The organism is Candidatus Krumholzibacteriia bacterium (assembly GCA_035649275.1).
Lineage (GTDB): Bacteria > Krumholzibacteriota > Krumholzibacteriia.
Genome location: DASRJW010000101.1, coordinates 97,546 through 116,793 on the forward strand (window position 1 = coordinate 97,546; position 19,248 = coordinate 116,793).

At 70.0% G+C, this 19,248-nt stretch carries 16 protein-coding genes; 6 read left to right on the forward strand and 10 right to left on the reverse strand.

The genetic code is table 11. From position 1 onward, the window contains the following. The first annotated feature begins 28 nt into the window (after positions 1 to 28). Positions 29 to 1,438 carry a hypothetical protein gene (locus tag VFE28_10335; protein HZM16392.1) on the forward strand — a complete coding sequence of 470 codons (1,410 nt, stop codon included), beginning with the start codon at positions 29 to 31 and terminating at the stop codon, positions 1,436 to 1,438. Here the strand turns inward: VFE28_10335 and VFE28_10340 are convergent, their stop codons facing one another. The 3 genes from VFE28_10340 to VFE28_10350 form a co-directional block, all read right to left on the reverse strand. Beyond that, positions 1,439 to 3,076 carry a hypothetical protein gene (locus VFE28_10340; protein HZM16393.1) on the reverse strand — a complete coding sequence of 546 codons (1,638 nt, stop codon included), beginning with the start codon at positions 3,074 to 3,076 and terminating at the stop codon, positions 1,439 to 1,441. A gap of 126 nt (positions 3,077 to 3,202) precedes the next feature. Next, positions 3,203 to 5,134, reverse strand: a complete 1,932-nt coding sequence (locus VFE28_10345; protein ID HZM16394.1) for a radical SAM protein — start codon at positions 5,132 to 5,134, stop codon at positions 3,203 to 3,205. Between the two features lie 202 nt (positions 5,135 to 5,336). Beyond that, positions 5,337 to 6,401, reverse strand: coding sequence for a glycosyltransferase (locus tag VFE28_10350; GenBank protein HZM16395.1), 1,065 nt, complete (start codon positions 6,399 to 6,401; stop codon positions 5,337 to 5,339). 69 nt (positions 6,402 to 6,470) lie between these two features. On the opposite strand from VFE28_10350, the gene VFE28_10355 reads away from it, so the two are divergent. Beyond that, positions 6,471 to 7,271: an alpha/beta hydrolase gene (locus VFE28_10355; protein ID HZM16396.1), complete on the forward strand. Its 801-nt coding sequence runs from the start codon at positions 6,471 to 6,473 to the stop codon at positions 7,269 to 7,271. Here the strand turns inward: VFE28_10355 and VFE28_10360 are convergent. From VFE28_10360 to VFE28_10390, 7 genes are read right to left on the reverse strand one after another with little or no spacing between them, the layout of a single operon-like run. Beyond that, on the reverse strand, positions 7,266 to 7,958 hold the full coding sequence (locus VFE28_10360; GenBank protein HZM16397.1) for a polysaccharide deacetylase family protein: 693 nt from the start codon (positions 7,956 to 7,958) through the stop codon (positions 7,266 to 7,268). The genes VFE28_10355 and VFE28_10360 overlap by 6 nt on opposite strands. A 50-nt stretch (positions 7,959 to 8,008) precedes the next feature. Continuing rightward, the gene (locus VFE28_10365) at positions 8,009 to 9,826 is read right to left on the reverse strand and encodes a glycosyltransferase family 39 protein (GenBank protein ID HZM16398.1); all 1,818 of its coding nucleotides are present in this window, start codon (positions 9,824 to 9,826) and stop codon (positions 8,009 to 8,011) included. Between the two features lie 25 nt (positions 9,827 to 9,851). After that, positions 9,852 to 11,264, reverse strand: a complete 1,413-nt coding sequence (locus tag VFE28_10370) for a HAMP domain-containing sensor histidine kinase (protein ID HZM16399.1) — start codon at positions 11,262 to 11,264, stop codon at positions 9,852 to 9,854. Then, the gene (locus VFE28_10375; GenBank protein HZM16400.1) at positions 11,245 to 11,763 is read right to left on the reverse strand and encodes an ATP-binding protein; all 519 of its coding nucleotides are present in this window, start codon (positions 11,761 to 11,763) and stop codon (positions 11,245 to 11,247) included. The genes VFE28_10370 and VFE28_10375 overlap by 20 nt, the downstream gene beginning before the upstream one ends. After that, a complete protein-coding gene (locus VFE28_10380) occupies positions 11,760 to 13,295 on the reverse strand; it encodes a SpoIIE family protein phosphatase (GenBank protein ID HZM16401.1) in 1,536 nt (511 codons plus the stop codon). The genes VFE28_10375 and VFE28_10380 overlap by 4 nt, the downstream gene beginning before the upstream one ends. Before the next feature lie 12 nt (positions 13,296 to 13,307). Beyond that, entirely contained in the window at positions 13,308 to 15,197 is a 1,890-nt protein-coding gene (locus VFE28_10385) for a hypothetical protein (protein HZM16402.1), read from the reverse strand. Positions 15,198 to 15,238: 41 nt separating this feature from the next. Further along, complete coding sequence (locus tag VFE28_10390) at positions 15,239 to 15,766, reverse strand: hypothetical protein (GenBank protein HZM16403.1); 528 nt, start codon at positions 15,764 to 15,766, stop codon at positions 15,239 to 15,241. A 224-nt stretch (positions 15,767 to 15,990) separates the two neighbouring features. Between VFE28_10390 and VFE28_10395 the strand changes: the two genes are divergently transcribed. Genes VFE28_10395 through VFE28_10410 form a run of 4 tightly spaced genes read left to right on the forward strand, consistent with a single transcriptional unit; the run spans position 15,991 to position 19,238 of the window. Continuing rightward, positions 15,991 to 16,704 carry an alanyl-tRNA editing protein gene (locus VFE28_10395; protein HZM16404.1) on the forward strand — a complete coding sequence of 238 codons (714 nt, stop codon included), beginning with the start codon at positions 15,991 to 15,993 and terminating at the stop codon, positions 16,702 to 16,704. A gap of 1 nt (position 16,705) precedes the next feature. After that, the gene (locus VFE28_10400) at positions 16,706 to 17,716 is read left to right on the forward strand and encodes a M20/M25/M40 family metallo-hydrolase (GenBank protein ID HZM16405.1); all 1,011 of its coding nucleotides are present in this window, start codon (positions 16,706 to 16,708) and stop codon (positions 17,714 to 17,716) included. 18 nt (positions 17,717 to 17,734) lie between these two features. After that, positions 17,735 to 18,577, forward strand: a complete 843-nt coding sequence (locus tag VFE28_10405; GenBank protein HZM16406.1) for a 2,3,4,5-tetrahydropyridine-2,6-dicarboxylate N-succinyltransferase — start codon at positions 17,735 to 17,737, stop codon at positions 18,575 to 18,577. A 16-nt stretch (positions 18,578 to 18,593) separates the two neighbouring features. Then, positions 18,594 to 19,238: a DUF47 family protein gene (locus VFE28_10410; protein ID HZM16407.1), complete on the forward strand. Its 645-nt coding sequence runs from the start codon at positions 18,594 to 18,596 to the stop codon at positions 19,236 to 19,238. The last annotated feature ends 10 nt before the right edge of the window (positions 19,239 to 19,248 follow it).

Sequence of the window (19,248 nt, forward strand, 5' to 3'; positions counted from 1 at the left end):
GCCGCGCCACCAAGAACCCGGGACCTCGATGCGCACCCTCCTCGGCTTGATACCCGTGGCGATCTTCCTGGGGTTGACGGCCCATCTGTGCTTGCAGGTGGGCCTGCAGCCGGACGACGCCGGCTACACGGCGCTCAGGGTGGCGACCAATTTCCGCAGCGGCGAGGGTCTGGCGTTCAACCCCGGAGAGAAGCGCGATCTGGCCGACAGCCCGATCTGGGTCGGGGTGCTCTCGCTGCTCTCGTTCTCTTCCCGCGCCCCCTTCTGGGTCATGATCCTCGGCATCTTCCTCGGCGTTGCCGGGCTGCTCAGCGTTCTCGACGGGCCGCGCGACGCTCTCGTCGGCGCCGGCGCCGCCCTCTTCCTCGCTCTCGATCGGCTCGTGGTGGCGCACACGATTTCCGGTGCCAGCGGACCGCTCGCGGCGCTCTATTTAGTGCTCTTGATTCCGATCCTGCGCACCGGCAAGGGCGACACGGGCTCGGACCTCGCCCTCGCGGCGTGGGCGGCGCTCGCTGCTTGTGTGCGCACGGACCTCGTGCTGGTGGCGCTCCCGGTGGCGCTCGGCGCCGGGTTGCGCGAACCGCGGCGCCTGCGGGCCTGGCTGCCCTTGGCCGGCGCCATCGCCGGGGCCGTGCTGTGCCTCGGTTGGCGCTGGGCGCACTACGGCCAGCATCCTGCCACGTGGGAACCGTGGCCACCCTCGGCTACCAGCTTGTATCGCGCCGCCAGTCTGGTGCTCGACCTGGTGCTGCGCCGTCCGGTGATGGTCCTCGCTCTCGCCATCTTGGTGTCCGAGTGGCTGCATCGCCGCCTCTGGCTCGGACGCCGTCTCGGACTCGCCTGGGGGTTGCTGGCGCTGGCGCTGTTCTCCATGGCGCCCGCGCGCGGCGCGGAAGTGCAGCGCTTGCTCGCGCCCGTCCTTCCCCTCGGCTACCTGCTCGCCGTCGAAGCGGTGTGGCGCCGGACGCGCACGCGGCCGGCCCTGGTGGCGGCGCTGCTCCTGGTCGTGGCCCAGCCGAGTTGGACCGCCGGGGGCCGCACCGCGGCTCCGGAAGTGGACGTCGCTTACGAGCGCATCGGTCGCTGGCTGGGAGCGCATGCGGTGCCCGAAGCCATCGTCGGCGCTGCCCGTGTCGGCGCCCTCGGTTACCACAGCGGCCTGCGGGTCGAAGACGTGCAAGGACGCATCAGCCCGCGGGTGGCGGCGGCGCGACAGATGACTCCCACCGGCCCGGACGATACCGACGCGGCCTTCGGCTTCGTCTTCGAGCTGGAGCCGGATCTCCTGGTTCTGCTTCCCGGCGACCCCGTGCCTTCGGCACGCACCTACGTGCCGAACGACGATGCGCTCCCTGCAGTCATCCGCGGGCCGTTTCGTCTCTATCGCTGGGCGGGGAGCTCGGTGTGGCAGGGCGCGGCGCGGGACGGGGGCTGATCACTGCGACTGGGCGCGGGCGCTGCCGGGCCCATCCTGGCGCGTTGCCGTGCGTGTGCCGGCCGGGGCAGCGGCACCGTTCTCGTAGTAGCGCTTCCGAGCTCGGGTCACGTGCCGCAGCAGATCACGCTGCTCCCGGCTGTCCATCGCCTTCTGCAGCGTCGACGCCGCGGCGCTGTAGTGCCCCGAGCCGCCTTGGATCTCCGCCAGGCGCAGGTAAGCGACGTAGCGGAACAAGGACCAGCAACCATCACCCTTCACCTGGGTCAGGCGGGTGAAGTACGGCTCTGCCGCCTCGGGCCGGTCGCGGAGGAGCTCGAGCTCACCTCGATAGAAATCGAGGGGAGGGCTGCTCTGGTCCTGGAGCCCCGCGAGGGCACTCGCCGCCCCATCCGGCGCCCCGGCGTACATCGCTTCCAGGTCGCCTTGAAGCGCCAGCAGATTGCGCCGCTCCTGCTCCAGCGGTGCCGGTTCCTGCAGGACGCGGTACAGGCGGCTGCGGAGCGGACTCTTCTCCGGCAGCGCCGCCAGGCGGGAACTCGCCACCTCGTCCTCGCCGAGGATTCGGTCCAGATCCACCAGGCTGCGCAGCACATCCGCTTCCAGCCAATCTGGATCGGTGGGCAAATTGCGGCTCAGGGTCTCGAGTCGCTCCCGGGCCGCTTGCACGCGGCCCGTGAGGAACTCTTGCAGCCCCAAGTAGAACTGCAAGCGGGCGGCGACGTTGCGCTCCCCCTGCTCGGGGCTGTTGGAAACGACCTGCGCCGTTTCCTCCGTGCGTTGCCTCGTGGCCTCCATCTCCCGTGGGAACCAGAAGCTCATCGCCGCCACCGGTTCGATGAGGCGGGCGTTGTCCGGGTAGGGCTCCAGCACGGCGTCGAAGTGCATCCGGGCCTCCTCGAGGCGACCCTCGAAGCCGAAGAGCACCACGGCCAGCAGCGTCTTCGCATCCAGCTCGGTGTAGCCCTGCCGTGCGGCCGCGGCGGCGATGTATTCCAGGCCGCGCTCCCGGTGGCCGCCCGGGACGCGCAGGAAGACGCGGGCGAACTTCACCATCCCGGGGAGGATGTCGGCGAAGTAGAGGTAGACGCCCTGGACGAGGAGCGCGTCCGGGTTTCCCGGCTCGCCGGCGAGGACGAAGTCCAAGTCGCTCTTTCCCGCCGCCGCCTTCCGGCCCGCGCCCCAGTACTCGTTGGAAAGGGCGTGCACCTGGGCCAGGAACATGAAGGCCCAGCCGCGGTAGAGATGTCCCGCCACGGAACCTGGATCCCGTTTCACGATCGCGTCGGAGGCGGACAGAGCTTGTTCGCAGGCGCGCTTGATCGCGTCCGCCTTGGCGCCGATGGCGTCGCGGTCCTCGTTCTGATCCGGGAGATCGAGGCGCAGGATGCGCGCCCGCAAGAGATAGGGCCGCGGATCCTCCGGCACCGCGCGTTCCATGGCGGTGGCGACGCGGTCCGCTTCGCTCGGGCGTCCCTGGTAGATCGCCTCCATCGCTTCCAGGTACCAGCTGTCCACCTGCGCCTCGAGGGCCGGCGGATGCTGACCCGTGGCCAACCGGTTCTGGGCCACGCTCGCGCCAGGCAACGAACCGAGGCAGAGTGCCACCAGGAAGACGACGGCAATGCGACGCGACATGCTCACCACCTTGGCGGGACCCTGTCATGCTACATGCTGGCAGGGGCAAAAAAAAGGATGAAGGGTCTCCCCTCCATCCCTTGGAATGCAGCGATGCGAGCGCCGGTTCCGGGCGCCCCGCGCTTCTCAGCCGCAGCCGCAGCCGGTGCCGCAACCTACGCCGCTAGGTGCCTGGACTGCCGTCGCTTCGGTGTGGCCGTTGCCATTCCCATTCCCATTGCCGTTGCCGCCCAGCTTCAGGGTCACTTGCTGCGGGCGGCGCTGCGGCACCCGGGTGGTCACCGGATCGTCGTACATGGGCAGCGCCAGATCCTTGCCGCTGGCGTAGACGCCGTGCTTGCCGTGCTGCTTGTACCACTCGGCGGTGGTGGCGTTCATGTGCATGTGCTCCACGATCTGCCGCCAGCCCACGCCGGTGTTGTAGGCACAGAACGAGATCTCCCCTTGCTGCGTGCCGTAGGGGATGATGCACATCTCGGTGCGGCGGAAATCGTAGTTGAACAGATCTTGGAACCACATGCCGGCCACGAAGAGCACCCGCCAATCGTAGTCCGGCTGATCGTCGAAGCCCGCGTGACCGCCGGACTGCTTGTCGAATTTCTTGAGGAAATCCTTCAGCGACAGCGGTGCCCGCTGGGCGTCGAAGTTGCGCAGCAGCGCCAGGGCCAGCTGCGCCTTGGTGAGGGCGCGGCCGCGGTTGGCGTCGGTGATGGTGCGCACGTCGGCGAGGAGGCGCTCCAGGTTGAGGAATTCCGACACCGGGACCATCTGCTTGGTCTTGGTGTTCACGAACAGAATGGTGCCGATGCCGCAGTTCGGATGGCAGCCGCACTTGAGCGAACCCCAGTCGGCCCCGGCCCCCTTCATCAGGTCCACCATGTCGGAGAACGGCCCCAGACCGGAGAGGGGATACCAGTCCACCAGGGGATCGGTGGCGCCGGTCTGGTTCTTCACGTCGTGGGCCAGGTGCGACAGGGTGTAGCGCATGCGCTCGCGGTCGGCATCGCTGATGTCCTCGTCGCGGCCGGTGAAGCTCACGGGCTGGAAGGACACGACGCTGATCTTGTCGGAGTTCTCGATGGCGAAGTCGATGATGGGTCCCACCTGGTCGTCGTTGATGGTCTTGACGATGGTGACCACGAGGACGACGTCGATGTCCGCCTTGGCCAGGTTGTCGATGGCCCGCAGCTTGACGTCGAAGAGGTTGCCGATCTTGCGATGGGCGTTGCTGGCGTTGTCGGTGCCGTCGAACTGCAGGTACGCCAGGCGCATCCCCGCTTCCCGGGCCCGGTAGGCGAAATCCAGGTCCTGGGCGAAGCGGATGCCATTGGTCGCCGCCTGGATGCTGAAGTAGCCCACCTTTTTCGCGTAGGCCACGGACTCCAGGAAGATGGGGCTCACCGTGGGCTCGCCACCGGAGAACTGCACTGACATCTGCCGCCGCGGCTGGATGGAGAGCGAGTCGTCCAGGATCTTCTGCACGTCGGCGAAGGACAGCTCGTGCACGTAGCCCACCTGGTTGGCGTCCATGAAGCAGGGGTCGCACATCATGTTGCAGCGGTTGGTGAGATCGATGGTGAGCACGGCGCCGCGGCCGTACTGGATGGACGAGGTGCCGTGCTGGCGCAACTCCGTGGTCGGCGACTTGAAGTCCCGGCCCGGGTAGAGGCGTTCGATGCGCGACAGGAACGCCGGGTCGATGGCCATGACGTCCTCGCAACGGCCGTGCTTGGGGCAGTCCTTCACCATCAGCACCTTGCCGTCGCGCTCGATGACCGTGGCCTTGATCTCGCCTGGATTGCCTTCCACCAGCACCCGCGGCTCGACGCGGTCGGCGAGGATCTCGGCGCGCACTTCCTTCACGCACTGCGGGCAAAGCGAGTCGGTCTCGCGCGGCCAACCGAGCTTGGGGAAGCTGCGTTCCCAGCTGCGCGGCAACGCTGCGGGCGCCCAGCGCGGCTGGAAGGGCTTGCCGGGCTTGAGCCGGTTGTTGGCGAATTGAAACACCGGCCACAGTGCTTCGGCGCTCTTGCTCAGAGCTGCGTCCACGGCTCGCACGACATTCCTCCTTCTTCGGAGCCCGTCGAGCGCCCCTCGTGGGCGACCTCTCGCCGCGGGCGCGACCGGGCTCTCTGCCTCCAATGCCCGCATGCTGCCTCGCTCCGTCCCGGGAGTCCATCGCAAAGGCTCCCCAGGCAAGGATTTCCAGCGAACGGTCGGGGCCCGCGGTCGTGTGGTTGAGGCACGGCTCCGAAAGGGCTCAGGGGCGCCCCGAGGCCGCCAGCCAGGCGGCCAAGCGGCGCGCCTGCTGGTCCAGGGCGAAGGCGCGACCGGCGTGCTCCCAGGTCTGCTGCTTCCAGCGCTGCAGCTCTTCATCGCTGCTGCGGAGCACGCGCGCGAGCACCTGCTGCAAGCCGTTGGCTCCGGCTTGCGGGGACACCAGGAGTGCTTCCAGACCCGGCGGCCAGATCTCCGGCACGCCGCCGGCGCGGCGCGCCACCGGGACGAGGCCGTGGGCCATGGCTTCCTGCAAGGCGATACCGAGGGGTTCGCAAAGGGAGGGGAGCACGAACACGTCGGCGGCTTGCAGGAAAGGTCGCACCTCGGATTGGAATCCGGCCCAGGTGAGGCGCGATTCCAGACCGAGCCGCCGAGCCTGGGCGCGCAGGCTCGCTTCCTCCGTGCCGCTGCCGACGAGGACGAGATGGAAGTCGAAGGCTTCGGCGGCGAGCGCGGCGGCCGCGTCGAGCAGGTCCCGATGCCCCTTGTCCGCATCGAGACGGCTGGTGCTGACGAGGACGCGCACCGCACCGTGGCTCGAGGCCGGTGCGGTTGCGAGCTCCGTGCCTGGATGCAGGCTGGCGAAGTCGGCGGCGCCCAGCAGCGGCACGCGGCGCTGCAGTTCGGCGCGGACGAACTCGCTGCAGGCGAGCAGGCGCGGCCGCAGCAGCCGCTGGCTCGCCCGCACTTTCCAGGTGTCGCAGAGATCGCCCGGCGCGCCGAGGTGCTGGATGGTGGGGATGCCGAGCAGCCGCGCCGCGACGCCGGCGGTGCGCAGGTCCTTGCTCACGTTCACCACCACGCGGTCGACACGGTCGCGGGCGAAGCAGCGGAGGAAACGCGCCACCAAGAGCGGATCGAAGTCGGGGCCGAAGTGCACGGCTCGCGCCGCGAGACCCCGTCGCTGCGCTCGCTCCACGAAGTCACCGGCACGGCCGTAGATCCACACCGCGTGCCCCTGCCGTTGCAGGGCGCTCCCCATGTCGAGGCACCATGTCTTCACCCCTCCCCACTTCTTCGTGGCGTTGACGAAGGCGATGCGCAAGGCTCGACCTGCCCGGGGTTCCGTCACTGGCCGGGGCATGATAGCGTGTGCCCCGCCGGAGGTGCGTCCATGCCTTTCTTCACCAGCGACGGCACCAACATGTACGTGGACGTGGTGGGCGAAGGCACCGCGGTCCTGATGCTGCACGAGATCAGTCTGGATCACCGGCAGTGGACGGCACAGAGCGAAGCGCTGCGCGGCGAGCACAAGGTCTTTCGCCTCGATTGGCGCGGCCACGGGCGGTCGGCCACCGCCCCTACCGGCCACGGCTGGAGCGGCTTCGCCGCCGACGCCCGGCGCGCCCTGGTGCAAGTGGGGATGGATCGGTTGCACCCTGGGATGGTGCTCGCCCATGGGGTGGCCTGCGACGCCGCCCTGCAGCTTTGCCTGCGGGAGCCCCGGGCGCTGCGCGCTGCGGTGCTGGTGGCGCCGCTGCTCTGGGGGGTCGAAGCGGGAGAAGAGTGGCGGAGCTTGCTGCAGGCGATGCGGCAGAGCGCCCGTGCCGGAGACCTCGCCGGCGCTCTCGGATTGCTGCGAAGCGATCGCGCCTTCGCTGGCGTGCGTGCCGATCCGGAGCTGGAGCGCAGCGTGCGCGCCATGCAAGAACGCTGTCGCGGCGATTGGTTGCAGAGCGAGGAGACCGACACCGGCACGCCCACGGCGCAACGGCTTATGGAGTGCAAGCAGCCCCTGCTCGTGCTCTGCGGCCGCGAGGACCGCGACGACTTCCGCCACACCGCGGCACAGATCGCCTCGCAGGCGCCGCGCGCCCACGTCTTGGAGATCGACGGGGCCTTCCACTTCCCCAATCTGGAAACACCGGAAAGCTTCAACGCCGTGCTGAAAGATTTCCTCGCCGAGCCTTCATGAGAGGGGCGCTGGCGCCGCCTCTTTTCCGCCCGCGCTCTCCAGCAGATGGCTGATGGTGGCGAAGGTGTACTGCCGCTGCCGCAGCTGCTCGATCAGCAAGGCCACCGCTTCCACCGACTGGCTGCGGTCGGCGCGCCCGTAGGGGACACCGTCGTGCAGGATGACGATGGAACCGGGCTGCACCCGGGCGAGGACGCGGGCGGCGATGACGGCGGCGCCGGGGCGGGTGCAATCCTGCGGGTAGACGTCGCCGAGCACGGGCCGATAGCCGTGCTCCGCCAGCGTGCGCAACACCCCGGTGCTGAACCAGCCGAGAGGCGGGCGCACGAGCTGGGGCCAGTGGCCGGTGGCGGCGTGGATGAGGCGGTTGGTGCGCTCCAGCTCGCGCAGCATGGCGCGTCGCGGCAGCAGCGGCAGCGCCAGGTGACTGTGCGTATGGTTGCCGATCTCGTGTCCCGCGGCGGCGATCTCCTGCACCAGCTGCGGGAAGCGCCGCACGTTGCGCCCGAGGAGGAAAAAAGTCGCCTGGATGCGATGCTCGGCGAGGAGGCGCAGCAAGCGCGGCGTCTCCCGCGGGTTGGGGCCGTCGTCGAAGGTGAGGGCGAGCCGCCGCGCTTCCATGGGGACCGAACAGAGCATCTGCCGGGCGACGAACCCGAAGATGCGCGGGCTGTGCAGCAGGTTCACGCTTGCCTCCGCTCGCGCTCCCGTGGCGCCGGATCGCTGCGGGAATTGTCTCACGGCGGGACGCTGTCTGTCTCGGCCGCGCCTTCCAGGTCGTGCAGCAAGACTCGCACCTGCTGGCGTGGCTCGCCCTCCGGCAGGAGCTCGAGGGCCTGCTGCAGATCGGTCCGGGCCTCGCCGGCCCGACCCAGGGCGATCTTCGCCTCCCCGGCGCGCCGCAACAGCGCGCCTCGCAGCGGCGGATCGGGAGCGGCCGCGAGACCGCGGGCGCAGGCGTCGAGGGCCGCCTGCGGTCGTCCGCGCCGCAGCTCCACCAGGGCCAGACTCTCGGCGAAATGCGCGGTGTGGCTGGCATCCAGCGCCATCGCGCTCTGCACCAGCGCGGCGGCCTCGTCCAGGTCTTCCCCGCGCTCGGCGAGCAGCGTGCCGAGGGCGTTGCGCGCCAGTGCCGATTCCGGCCGCCGCTCTACCGCCTGGCGGTAGGCAGCCAGGGCGGCGTCGAGATTTCCTTCCTGCAAGTAGGCGTAGCCGATCTTGTAATCCAGGTCCAACGCCGCGGGCTCTCGTACCCCGAAGAGAGGCAGGTTGCAGAGCCCGAGCACTCCGACCCCGGTGGCGGCGGTTTTCCAGAAGCGGCGCTCGCCCCAGAAGGAGTGAAGCCGCAGCAACCACCAGGCGGCGAAGACGGCCAGCACTGGGACCCAGGGCAAGCGGAAGCGCTCGACGACGAAGAAGGGCAGCAGCACCAGCACCTGCACGCCAACGAAGCTCTGCGCCAGCAGGAGCTCCCGGGTGCGGCGGGAAAGCAGAAGCCCCAAGAGCCCGAGGGGGGCGAGAAGCCACGGGCCCGCCGGGAGGAGTCGATAGACCCACAGATAGCGCGGCAAGCCGGAGAGATCCTCGTTGTCCGCGATGGCGGCGCCGTTGCAAACGTAGAAGAGTTTGCGACCCAAGAGCACGAGCGTGTGCAGCGGCGCGGCTGCCGCTTCGGCGAGGCCGCGGTCGAACCAGTAGCGGCTCACCTGCGACGGCCGCAGCTCGTGACCGGCGGCGGCGACGGCGAGGCTCGTCGCGGTGCGCCGCGCCCGCGCCGGTTCCGCCGGCAGCTCCGGTGCCGGCGCCATCCGGCCGTTCGCCCAGGGGTTGTTGCCGAGGTAGAAGTTGAGGCCGAAATTCGACGCCACCGGGACGAAGTCACCGTGCCGCGCGTTGTGCAGCGTCACCGGTGCGAGAGCGAGGAGCAGGCCCGTCGCCGCCAGCGGGGCGCCGCGGCGGCCGAGCCAGAGGAGCGCCAGCAATGCCCAGGCGCTGAAGCTCGGCTTGGCCACACAACCGAGACCTAGAGCCAAGCCGGCAGCGAAACGGTGGCGAGGGCGTGGCGCGCACCCGGCCTGCAGCACCGCCAGCAGCGCTCCGAGCTGGATGCAAGTCGCTAGACCGACCTCGAGCAGCTCGCCTTCGAAGAAGACCGCGGTGGGCTGCAGCGCCTGCATGCAGCCGGCGAGAAAAGCGACACGGGCATCGAAGAGTCGTCGCCCGAGCCGCCAGGTGAGCACGGCGGTGAGCGCTCCCAGCAAGGCGAAGGGCAGGCGCAGCCAAAAGAACTCGAGACCGACGCAGCGCAGCCAGGCACCGAGGAGGTAAGGGTAGAGAGGCGGTTTGAAGAAGACCTCGGGCAGCGTCCCGGTAGCGGCGATGCGCTGCGCCTGCTCCAGGTACAGCGCTGCATCCACCGTCGGCCGTGCGAAGAGCGGCAGGCGCGCGTAGTCCAGCAAGTGCAGCACCCGCACGCAGCCAGCGAGGGCGCCGATCAGGAAGGCGGCGCGGGCGCCGTCGGGGAGCTGCCACCGCATGAGCGGATTGGAACACAAGCGGCGCTCCCCGAGCAAAGCGGGCTCAGCGCCGGTCCGGTGGCTCCGGGAGAGCGCGCACCGGCACCAGTTCCAGCGCCTGCGTCGCGATCTGACGTTCCGCTGCCGCCGCTGCCGCTTCGGCGAAGTGGAGGCGGAAGACACTGCCGTCCGGACCGGTCCGCGCCAGCTCGAGCTCCAGCCGCAGTTCGAGGGCGAGACGCTGCGCCAGCGCCAGCCCCAGGCCGAGACCCTGGGTCTCGCGACGGAGCGAGATGTCCCCGTGCTCGAAGAGTCGCCAGATGCGCGTCCGCGCCTCCTCGGGGATGCCCGGTCCGCTGTCGCTCACCGACAGCGTGGCGCCGCCGCCGCTTGCCGCCACCAGCTCCACCAGCACCTGTCCACCCCGAGGGGTGAACTTGAGCGCGTTGTCCACGAGGTTCTTGAGGATGATGCGGACGTACTCCGCATCGGTCAGCGTCACGAGCGGCGTGCAACGCTGCTCCAGCGCCACACCCCGGTCGCAGGCATTCGCCGTCTCCAGGACCACCACGTCCTCCACGCTCTGGTGCAAGGCCACGCGCTCGCACTTCGGCACCGTGCGCCCGCCGATCACGCGGGCGAAAGCGAGGGCCCGATCCACGTGGGAGGAGAGCTTCTGCGCTGCTCCCAGGATGATGTCCACGCAGGCCTGCCGCTCGTCCCCCGGCAGCTCGCCGTCGCGCATGGCCTCGGCGTAGCTCAAGATGCGGGTGAGCGGTGTACGCAGCTCGTGGCTGACGCCGGTGAGGATCGCCGACTTCAGATCGTCGATGGAAAGGAGGCGCTGGTTGGCGTCAGAGAGCTCCTTGTTGCGCTCTTCGAGCTTGCCCACCAGGAGCAAGCGGCTGCAAGCGAGCCAGGCGGCGTCGAAGGTGGCCTGCAAGAGGGAGCGATCGAACTCGTCGTACTCGTGTCCGGAGAGCTTGGGCCCCACCAGGACGACCCAATCCACCTGACGGTCGACGTTCAGCCAGCCGGCACGCGCCAAGCCGAGGGTCTCGCACTGCGCCGCCACGCCTTGCAGGGCGGAGCTCAAGGGAGGATGCAGAGCCGCCAAGGGCTCGGCATGGGGCAGGAACGGCGCCAGCTGGCCGGCGATGTCCGCCGCCGACTCTTGCAGCGCCGTGCTCACGTCGCCCCGGCTGGCGACGATACGAAAGCGCCGGCGCTCCTCGGTGCGCAGCACCACCAGACGCTCGCAAGCGAGACTTCCCATCAGCGCCAGCGCCATGGTGCGGGCCAGTTCCTCCAGGGACTCGACCGAGGCCAGCTGCCGGTGCAGGTCCAGGAGCACCGACTGCAGCGTCATCGCCCGCCGGGCGAGCTCGCTGGTGTCGCCCGCTTCCACGAGCACGTGCAAGCGGCCCCCGGTCGCGGGAGTCGCCCGGCTCCAGCCCTTAACGATTCTCCGCCACACCGTCATCCTCCTCCGTGCTGCACACGGTTTCGCCGCTCGTTTCCGGCCGTTCCGGGGCGGAGCGCCGCAACATCCGCATGACCAAATCGAGTTCGTTGCCCCCCTCGGCGTGCACCCGGTGCTGCATGGATTGGCACATGCGGTACATGATCACCAGGCCACGCCCGCCAGGGGCGCCGCTTTCCGGTGCCGGGAGCGAGCGGCGCTTGCCGTGCCAGACGCTGTCGAAGGGCGGCGCCAGATCGCGCACCGTGATGCGGCAGCGCTCGCCTTCGAGGCGCAGCCGGATGCCGATGGGCTGACCGCTGGCGCGGCGATAGCCGTGCCGGTACACGTTGGAAAGGACCTCGTCCAGGATCAGGAAGACGCGGCTCGTCTCGTAGCCTGCTTGCACCGCCGGCCGGAGCAGGGGCCGGAGGCGGGTGAAGGCTTCCTGCAAGAAGTCGGGCGAGGTGTGCACGAGCACTTCTCCCGGCAGCGGGGCACGGAAGTTCCTCATGCGTAGGCCTCCTCGACCGAGGTGGCGGCGAGCCGCGCCGGAGCGCCCGCGGCGCGCAAGGCCAGCGCCGTGATGTCGTCCGATTGCCCCGAATCCTGGGCGAAGGAAACGAGCTCGGCCTGCAGCCGCTGCAAGAAGGCCTCGGGCTCCAGCGCGGCGTTCTGGCGGGCGAAGCCGAGCAGGCGGCGCTCGCCGAAGAGCTCCTCGCCTGGATCGCGAGCCTCGGTCACCCCGTCGCTGTAGCCGAGCACCATATCCCCGGGTTCCAGAGCCAGCTCGATTTCCTCCACCACGCGGCGGAACTGCTCGCCCGGGAGGACGCCGACGGCGGCGCCGCGCTGCTGCAGCATCTCCACCTTGCCGCTGTCGCCGTGCACCCACAGCACCGGTGGGTGACCGGCGTTGGCGATACACAGCCGCCCTCCCTTGGTGTCGAGGACCATGGCGAGCAGGGTGACGAAGGTCTTGCGGTCGAAGTCGCGCAGCACCTGCTCGTTCAGCGCCGCCAGCGCCTCCCGGGGGGAGGCGGTGTAGCCGAAGACGCTCCGCGCCGCGCTGCGCACCGCGGTCATGACCAGGCCGGCGGAAACGCCTTTGCCCGCCACGTCGGCGACCAGGAAAGCGGTGCGGCCGTCGGGGAGCTGCAGGTAATCGTAGAAGTCGCCGCCGACGACGCGGGCGGGAACCGAAAGTGCCGCCACGGTGGCGGCATGCAGGCGCGGAGCGCCGCGGGGAAGCAGCGCCGCCTGGATCTTCCCGGCCACTTCGAGCTCCTTCTCGTAGAGATGCTTCTTCAGCAGCTCCTGCTGCGCCTGCTGCAGCTCGTCGGTCATGGCATCGAAGGAATCGGAGAGCATGCCGATCTCGTCGGCACGGTGCAGCCGCATCTTGTGCTCCAGGTCTCCGGCGGCGATGCGCCGCACCCCTTGCACGAGCTGACCGATGGGCTTGGTCACCGTGCGGGTGATGAAGGCGGTGCCGACCAGACCGAGGAGAATGAAGAGGCCGCCGACGCGGATGGCGGCGACACGGGCGCTCTGCACCGTGAGCAGCAAGGGCTCCTGGGAAAGGGCCAGACAGACGAGACCGATGCGCTCCGGGGCGCCGCCGAGGGTGGATTGCACCGGCGTCCACACCTCGATCACCGGGCTCCCTTGGTGCTGCTGGGTGCGGTAGACGAAGCCGTCGCGCAGCTCCTGGGCCTCCGGGGGCAGGTCGAAATGCTGGCCGAGCTGCTTGACGTCGCTGTGGGCGAAGACGGTGCCGTCGGGGTGCAGGACGGCGCCGTACTCCAGGCTCTCGGTGACGCGGCGCCCCCGCAGCGTGGCCAGGATGCTCAGGTCGTCGTTGGTCTCCATCGCCTCCCGCGACTGGATGGCGAGGCTGCTCGACTCCACCGCCAGGCGCTTGCGCAGCTCCCCCAGGAGCGCCTCGTGCTCGTGGTCGAAGAGCGCCTTCGCCAACAGCACCACGGAGACCGTGGTGAAGCCGACGAAGTAGAGGACGAACTTGACCCGCAAGCTGTGGAACATGACTTCTCCGCTCTAAGGCTCCTGCGGCTCCACCACGGTCGTGCGCGTCAGCTTCACGTGCGCCTGGTTCAGGTAGCGGCGCAGCTGCACGTTGCTCGGGTCCAGCTTCAGGGCCTTTTCCCAGATGTCCACGGCCTCGCGCAGCCTGCCTTCGGTGTAGCTCTCCAGGCCGGTGACTCGATAGACGCGCAAGAGGTTGCCGTCCACTTCCTGGTAGTGCGGCGCCAGGCGCGACACCTCTTCCCAGGCGAGCATGGCGCCGACGAGATCGCCGGCGCGGTAGAGGCGCATGCCCTCGTCGTAGCGCCCGGCGACTTCGGGCGGCACCGGGGCGGCGTCTTCGCTCCGCCCTGCCGCCGCCGGCGCGGCGGCGCTGGCCGCTTGGGCATGGCGCTCGATCCGGGCCAGGAGCTTGCGGGCTTCGTTCTCCCGCGGCTCCAGGTCGAGGACACGCTGGGTCTGCGCCGCGGCGCCAGCGAAGTCGCCGCTCTCCAAGCGCTGCCGCGCGTTCTGCAAGATGCCGCGCCGCCAGAGCTCGTGGGCGTTCCGCGCCTGCTGCAGTCTCTGCTTCGCCTGTGGATGGTCCGGCCGCAGACGAAGCACGGCCTCGAAGGCCCGCGCCGCATCGAGGTAGCGCTGCTGCGCGAAAGCCTGTTCGCCGGTGGCGAAGCGCCGGGCTGCAGCGTCGGCAGTGCTGCGCGAGTTCGCGCTCGCTTGCCGCAGCTCTTGCAGCCGGCGCGCGCTGGTGCTGTCCTCGGGGAGATGGCGCAGCGCTTGTTGCAAAGCGAACAGGGCGCCGGTGTCATCGCGGCGCGCTTGCAGGCTGTCCGCTTCCCGCACCCAGGAAGCGTTGCGGGCGCGGCGCAAGCCGTCCTCGGCCCGCGACTCCCCCGGCGCCAGCGCCGCGGCGGCGGCATAGAGATCGGTGGCGGTGGTGAAGCGACCCGCGGCGAAAGCCGAATCCGCCGCCTCGGTCAAGGCCACGAGGCGCAGGCGTTCGCCACTTCCCACCAGGTCGTGCACGCGCCCGGCCATCTCGAGCTCGCTTTGCCGTTGCTGCCGCAGCCGGCGTTCGTCCCGGCTCGGGCCGAAGCGGAGCTGCACCGCCACTTCGTGCACCGCCTCCCCCGCGTGGGAGTAACCGAGTCGCCAGGCGCCCAGGGCGAGACTCGCGCCGTAGCGCCAGTCTCCGGCATGCATGCCGGCGGCGACCTCCATCCTGCCGCGGCGAAGCGTTGCAGCTGCCGCCAGCTCCCGCCGTGCCGACTCGGGGGCTTGGACACCAGCGCAGAGCCCGGCGCTCCAGTACGAGGCCAGGGGCTGCGTCCACGCCGCCGCCGCCCGCCACTCGCGGGCGCTGGCGCTGCCGGCGAGGCGCGGTTCCACCGCGTTCGCTAGCACCACCCCGGCAGCGAAGCGATCCGCGAGGCCCCAGTGCAGCCCCAGATCCAGACCGAAGCTCGTCTGCACAGCCCCTGCCTCCGTTTGGGATTGCAAGGTGAGAGCCGCACCGGCGGCGGCGCCGGCGCCGAGCGTCTGGGCTCCGGCGAGATGCACGAGCTCGCGTGGCGCGCCGAAAGCCGCAGCGCCGAGACGGGAAACACCGAGGCCGAGCACCGGACCGGCGAGGAGTGGGGCCGTGAAGGCGAGTCGACCGGTGTCCTGACCGTCGCTCGCCGTGGCGCTCGACCAAGCTTCCGGCCGCCGCAGCAGCGCCAGGCGCCCGGGGTTCTCGAAGAGCGCGGCGGCGGGATCCACGCGCGCCACGGCGCCGGCGCCGAGCGCTGCCTCCAGGCCCAGACCCACCGCGGCGGAGCCGGGCTCGCCGGCCTGCACCGCGCTGCAGAGGAAAACCCCGGCGGCGCACAGGCTCGTGATGCTGCGGACCTGTGGCTGTCGCATGGGCCTCCGGCTGCCTGGCATCACCTGCCGCGGTTCGCGCCTCAGCGTCCCGATCGGGAGGAGAACTGCGCCTCCGTGTCGTCCCGGTAGTCCATTGCCACCGTGAACAGCAGCCGATGCACGCGAGCGCGGGAGCGGCGACCGCGGGCGTCCACGGCGTTGCTCCAGAATTCGACCTGGAAGGTCTTGCCGGCGAGATCGGGCTCGTAGGGCAAGGTGAGGCGGACGTCGGTGCGTTTCTCCGCATGCGGCGGCAAGCGGAAATGGGCCCGCTCCAAGCTCACCCAGCGCCGGTCCGGGAGCGGTTGGGCTCCTGGACGCAGATCGTGGTGCGAGGGCACGACGATCTCGACCCGCACCTCCAAGGTCACGTTCCCCAGGTTCTGGAACACCAGGGGTGACTCCGCCAGTCGCCAGACGGAGTAGGACTTGCCGATCGCCAAGCGGCGCAGGCGCACCTCGCCGCATTCGGTGCGCAGGCCCTCGCTCGCGGCCGGCGCTCCAGGCAGGCTCGCGCTCAGGGCGCACCACGCCAGACACAAGTGCAGCATGCTGGGCCGGAGTCGCATCCTTGCTCCCTGCAACGAATCGAGGCGGCGAGGCAGGCTCCCTCCGCCTCTCACCGCGGTGCTCTTGGGCGCACCGATTCGAAACCTCGCGTACCCGTAGGGGAAGCAACGGCGATGCCACGGAGGCGGAGGGTCGGTGGGACGGCGGGACGGTGTGTGGCCTTTCCCCAGGCCCGTCTGCCAGTGCATGCTTGGGCGCCCATGGGGCAGGAAGGAGCTCCTCGATGACCGAGCTGCTCTACCAGACGGATGCCATGCTCAGAGTCTTCGATGCCACCGTCGTGGCGAGCGAGGGAGAGCGCGTGGAACTCGACCGCACCGCTTTCTATCCCACCGGAGGCGGGCAACCCCACGACCTCGGTTGGTTCGATCTCGGTTCCGAGCGCCGCGCCGTGACCCGTGTGGAGCGCGAGGGCGAGAAGGTGTGGCACACCGTGCCCGGGCCGCCGCTCGCGGCCGGCACGGTGGTGCGTGGCAGCCTGGATTGGGAGCGCCGGCACCAGCTGATGCGCACGCACACGGCGTTGCACGTGCTGAGCGCGATCATCTGGCGCGACTACGGGGCGCCGGTGACCGGGGGCGGCATGGAGCCGTTGCGCGGCCGCCTCGATTTCGAACTGGGAGCGCTGCCGGCTGATTTCGCCGCCCGCCTCGAAGCCGCGATCGCCGCCGAGATCCGCGCCGCCCGTCCGGTGGAGGTGCGCCTCCTGCCGCGCGACGAGGCGCTCCGCATCCCCGACCTCATCCGCACCAAAGTGAACCTGCTGCCGGCGGACATCCGGATCATCCGCACCGTGCACATCATGGGTCTCGATCTACAGGCCGACGGCGGCACGCATGTCGGCAACAGCAGCGAGATCGGCGCCGTCCGCGTCGTCGAGGTCAAGAGCAAGGGCAAGAACTTCCGGCGCGTGCGCCTCGAGATCGTGGACGGTTGACGTGGATCCTGTGGCCCTGGCGCGCCGCTTCGTCGACATCCCCTCCTTGACCGGGGAGGAGGGCCCGATGGCCGAGGCCAGCGCCGCGGTGCTGCGCGAGGCGGGCTTCGCCGTCCAGCTCTTGGCCGTAGCGCCCGGGCGGGCCAACGTTCTCGCCACTTTGGAACCGCCGCGCGTTCTCTTTTGCACCCATCTCGACACCGTGCCGCCCTACTTCCCGGCGCGCGAGGACGGCGACTGGCTCTATGGTCGCGGGTCGTGCGATGCCAAAGGCATCCTGGCGGCGATGACGGTGGCGGCAGCGACGCTGGTGCAGGAAGGCGTGCGCGACCTGGGTCTGCTCTTCGTGGTCGGTGAAGAGACCGACTCGATCGGCGCCAAGCACGCCAACGCCACCCTCGAGCTCGGCTCGGTGCGCTACACCCTCGTCGGCGAACCGACGGACTCGCGCTTCGCCCGCGCCCAGAAGGGCGGCCTCAAGTTCACGTTGCGCCTGCAGGGCACGGCGGCGCACTCTGGGTATCCGGAGCAGGGTCGCTCGGCGGTGCTGGCTCTGCTCGAGCTCTTGCAAGCGATCGACGCCGCCGACTGGGGCGAGGATCCGGAGCTCGGGCGCGGCAGCGCCAACATCGGCGTCCTCCGCGGCGGGGTGGCGGCGAACGTCGTTCCCGCTCGCGCCGAGGCGGAGATCCACGTGCGCGTCGTCGACAGCGTCGCCGCGGTGCGGCAGCGCCTGGAGGCCTTGTGCGCCCGCTCCCGCCTCCCGGCAGAGTGGAGCGTGGAGACGGCGAACGAACCGCAGCAGCTCATGGTGCTGCCCGGCGCGCCGGAAACCGTGGTGGCCTTCAACACCGATGTGGCGCATCTCCAGCACTTTGGCCAGAAGCTCCTCTGCGGCCCCGGCTCCATCCTGGTGGCGCATGGTGCGGAGGAGCGACTTTCCAAGAACGAGCTACGCGCCGCCGTACAGCTCTACCGCCGCGCCGCCCTGCATTTGCGCGCCATGCCCTGAAAGAATCCGGGAAGGGAAATGATGGAAGAGACACGCCGCATCCTGCTCGAGGCCTACGAGGGCCAGCGCGATGTCGCCGCCCCGGAAGTGGCGGCGGCCTTCGAGGCTCTGCTCGCCGCCCTGGAGGCGGGAACGGTGCGGGCGGCGGCGCCGGCGCCGGACGGCACCTGGCTCGTGCAGGCTTGGGTGAAAGCGGGAATCTTGGTCGGCTTTCGCGCCGGAAAGATCGTGGACATGTCGGTGCACCCGCGCCTGCCCTTCTTCGACAAGCACAATCTGCCGACCCAGAGCTTGGACGGTGTGGGGCGCCGCCTCCGCCTCGTGCCCGGCGGCAGCAGCGTCCGCCGCGGCGTCCACCTCGGACCCGACGTGGTGATCATGCCGCCGGCCTACGTCAACGTCGGCGCCCGGGTGGAAGAAGGCAGCATGGTGGACTCCCATGCTCTCGTCGGCTCCTGTGCTCAGGTAGGGCGCTTCGTGCACCTGTCGGCGGCGGCGCAGATCGGCGGCGTCCTCGAGCCGCCGGGGGCGCGGCCGGTGATCCTGGAAGACGGCGTGCTCGTGGGGGGCAATTGCGGCGTGTACGAGGGCACGCTGGTGCGCCGACGTGCCGTCCTCGGCGCTGGCGTCATCCTCACCGCCTCGACGCCGGTCTACGACCTGCCGCGGCAACAGATCATCCGGCCCCAGCCGGGCAGCGGTCTCGAGATCCCCGAGGGCGCCGTCGTCGTCCCCGGCAGCCGGGCGCTGCGCGGCGACTTCGCCGCCGCCGCGGGCCTCGGGCTCTACACCCCGGTGATCGTCAAGTACCGGGACGCGCAGACCGACGCGCGCACGGCGCTGGAGGAAGCGCTGCGTTAGGCCGCCAGGAGGGTGCATGTTCCGGCTGTGGCGGAGCGAGAAGCGCCTGCAGGAGAAGCTCGACGCCTACGTCGCCCAGGTGATGCATGCCCTCGGCAGCCTGAAGGAAACCTTCCCGAGTTGTCTGGATGGGTCGCGCGCACGCCTCGCCGATCTCTCCAACCCGGTGCACCCGCTGGAGTCACAGGCCGACGACATGCGGCGTGCCCTGGAGCTCGAGCTCTACGCCGGCCGCCTGCTGCCCGAATCCCGCGCCGATCTGCTGGTACTCCTCGAGGCCCTCGACCGCATCTCCAACAGCGCCGAGAACATCGTGGAGTTCTTCTCCCTCCAGGAGCTGGAGGTGCCGCCGCCGCTGCGCGACGAGCTGCACTCCTTCCTGCTCAAGAATCTCGAAGCTTGCGCCGCCATGGCCGAAACCGTGCGACTGTTGCTGGCCGACCTGGACAAAGTGCAGACCTTGGCGAACGAGGTGGACCAGCTGGAAAGCCAGTGCGACACGCGGGAGCGCCGGCTGCTGCGGCGGATCTTCGACCTCGAGGTGGAGCGCGCCCACAAGCTGCACCTCCGTGATCTCGTCCAGGCCCTCGGCATGCTTTCCGATCAGGCCGAGGAAGTGGCGGACATGGTGGTGCGCATGGCGGTGAAACGCCGCTTCTGAAGCGCCGCGC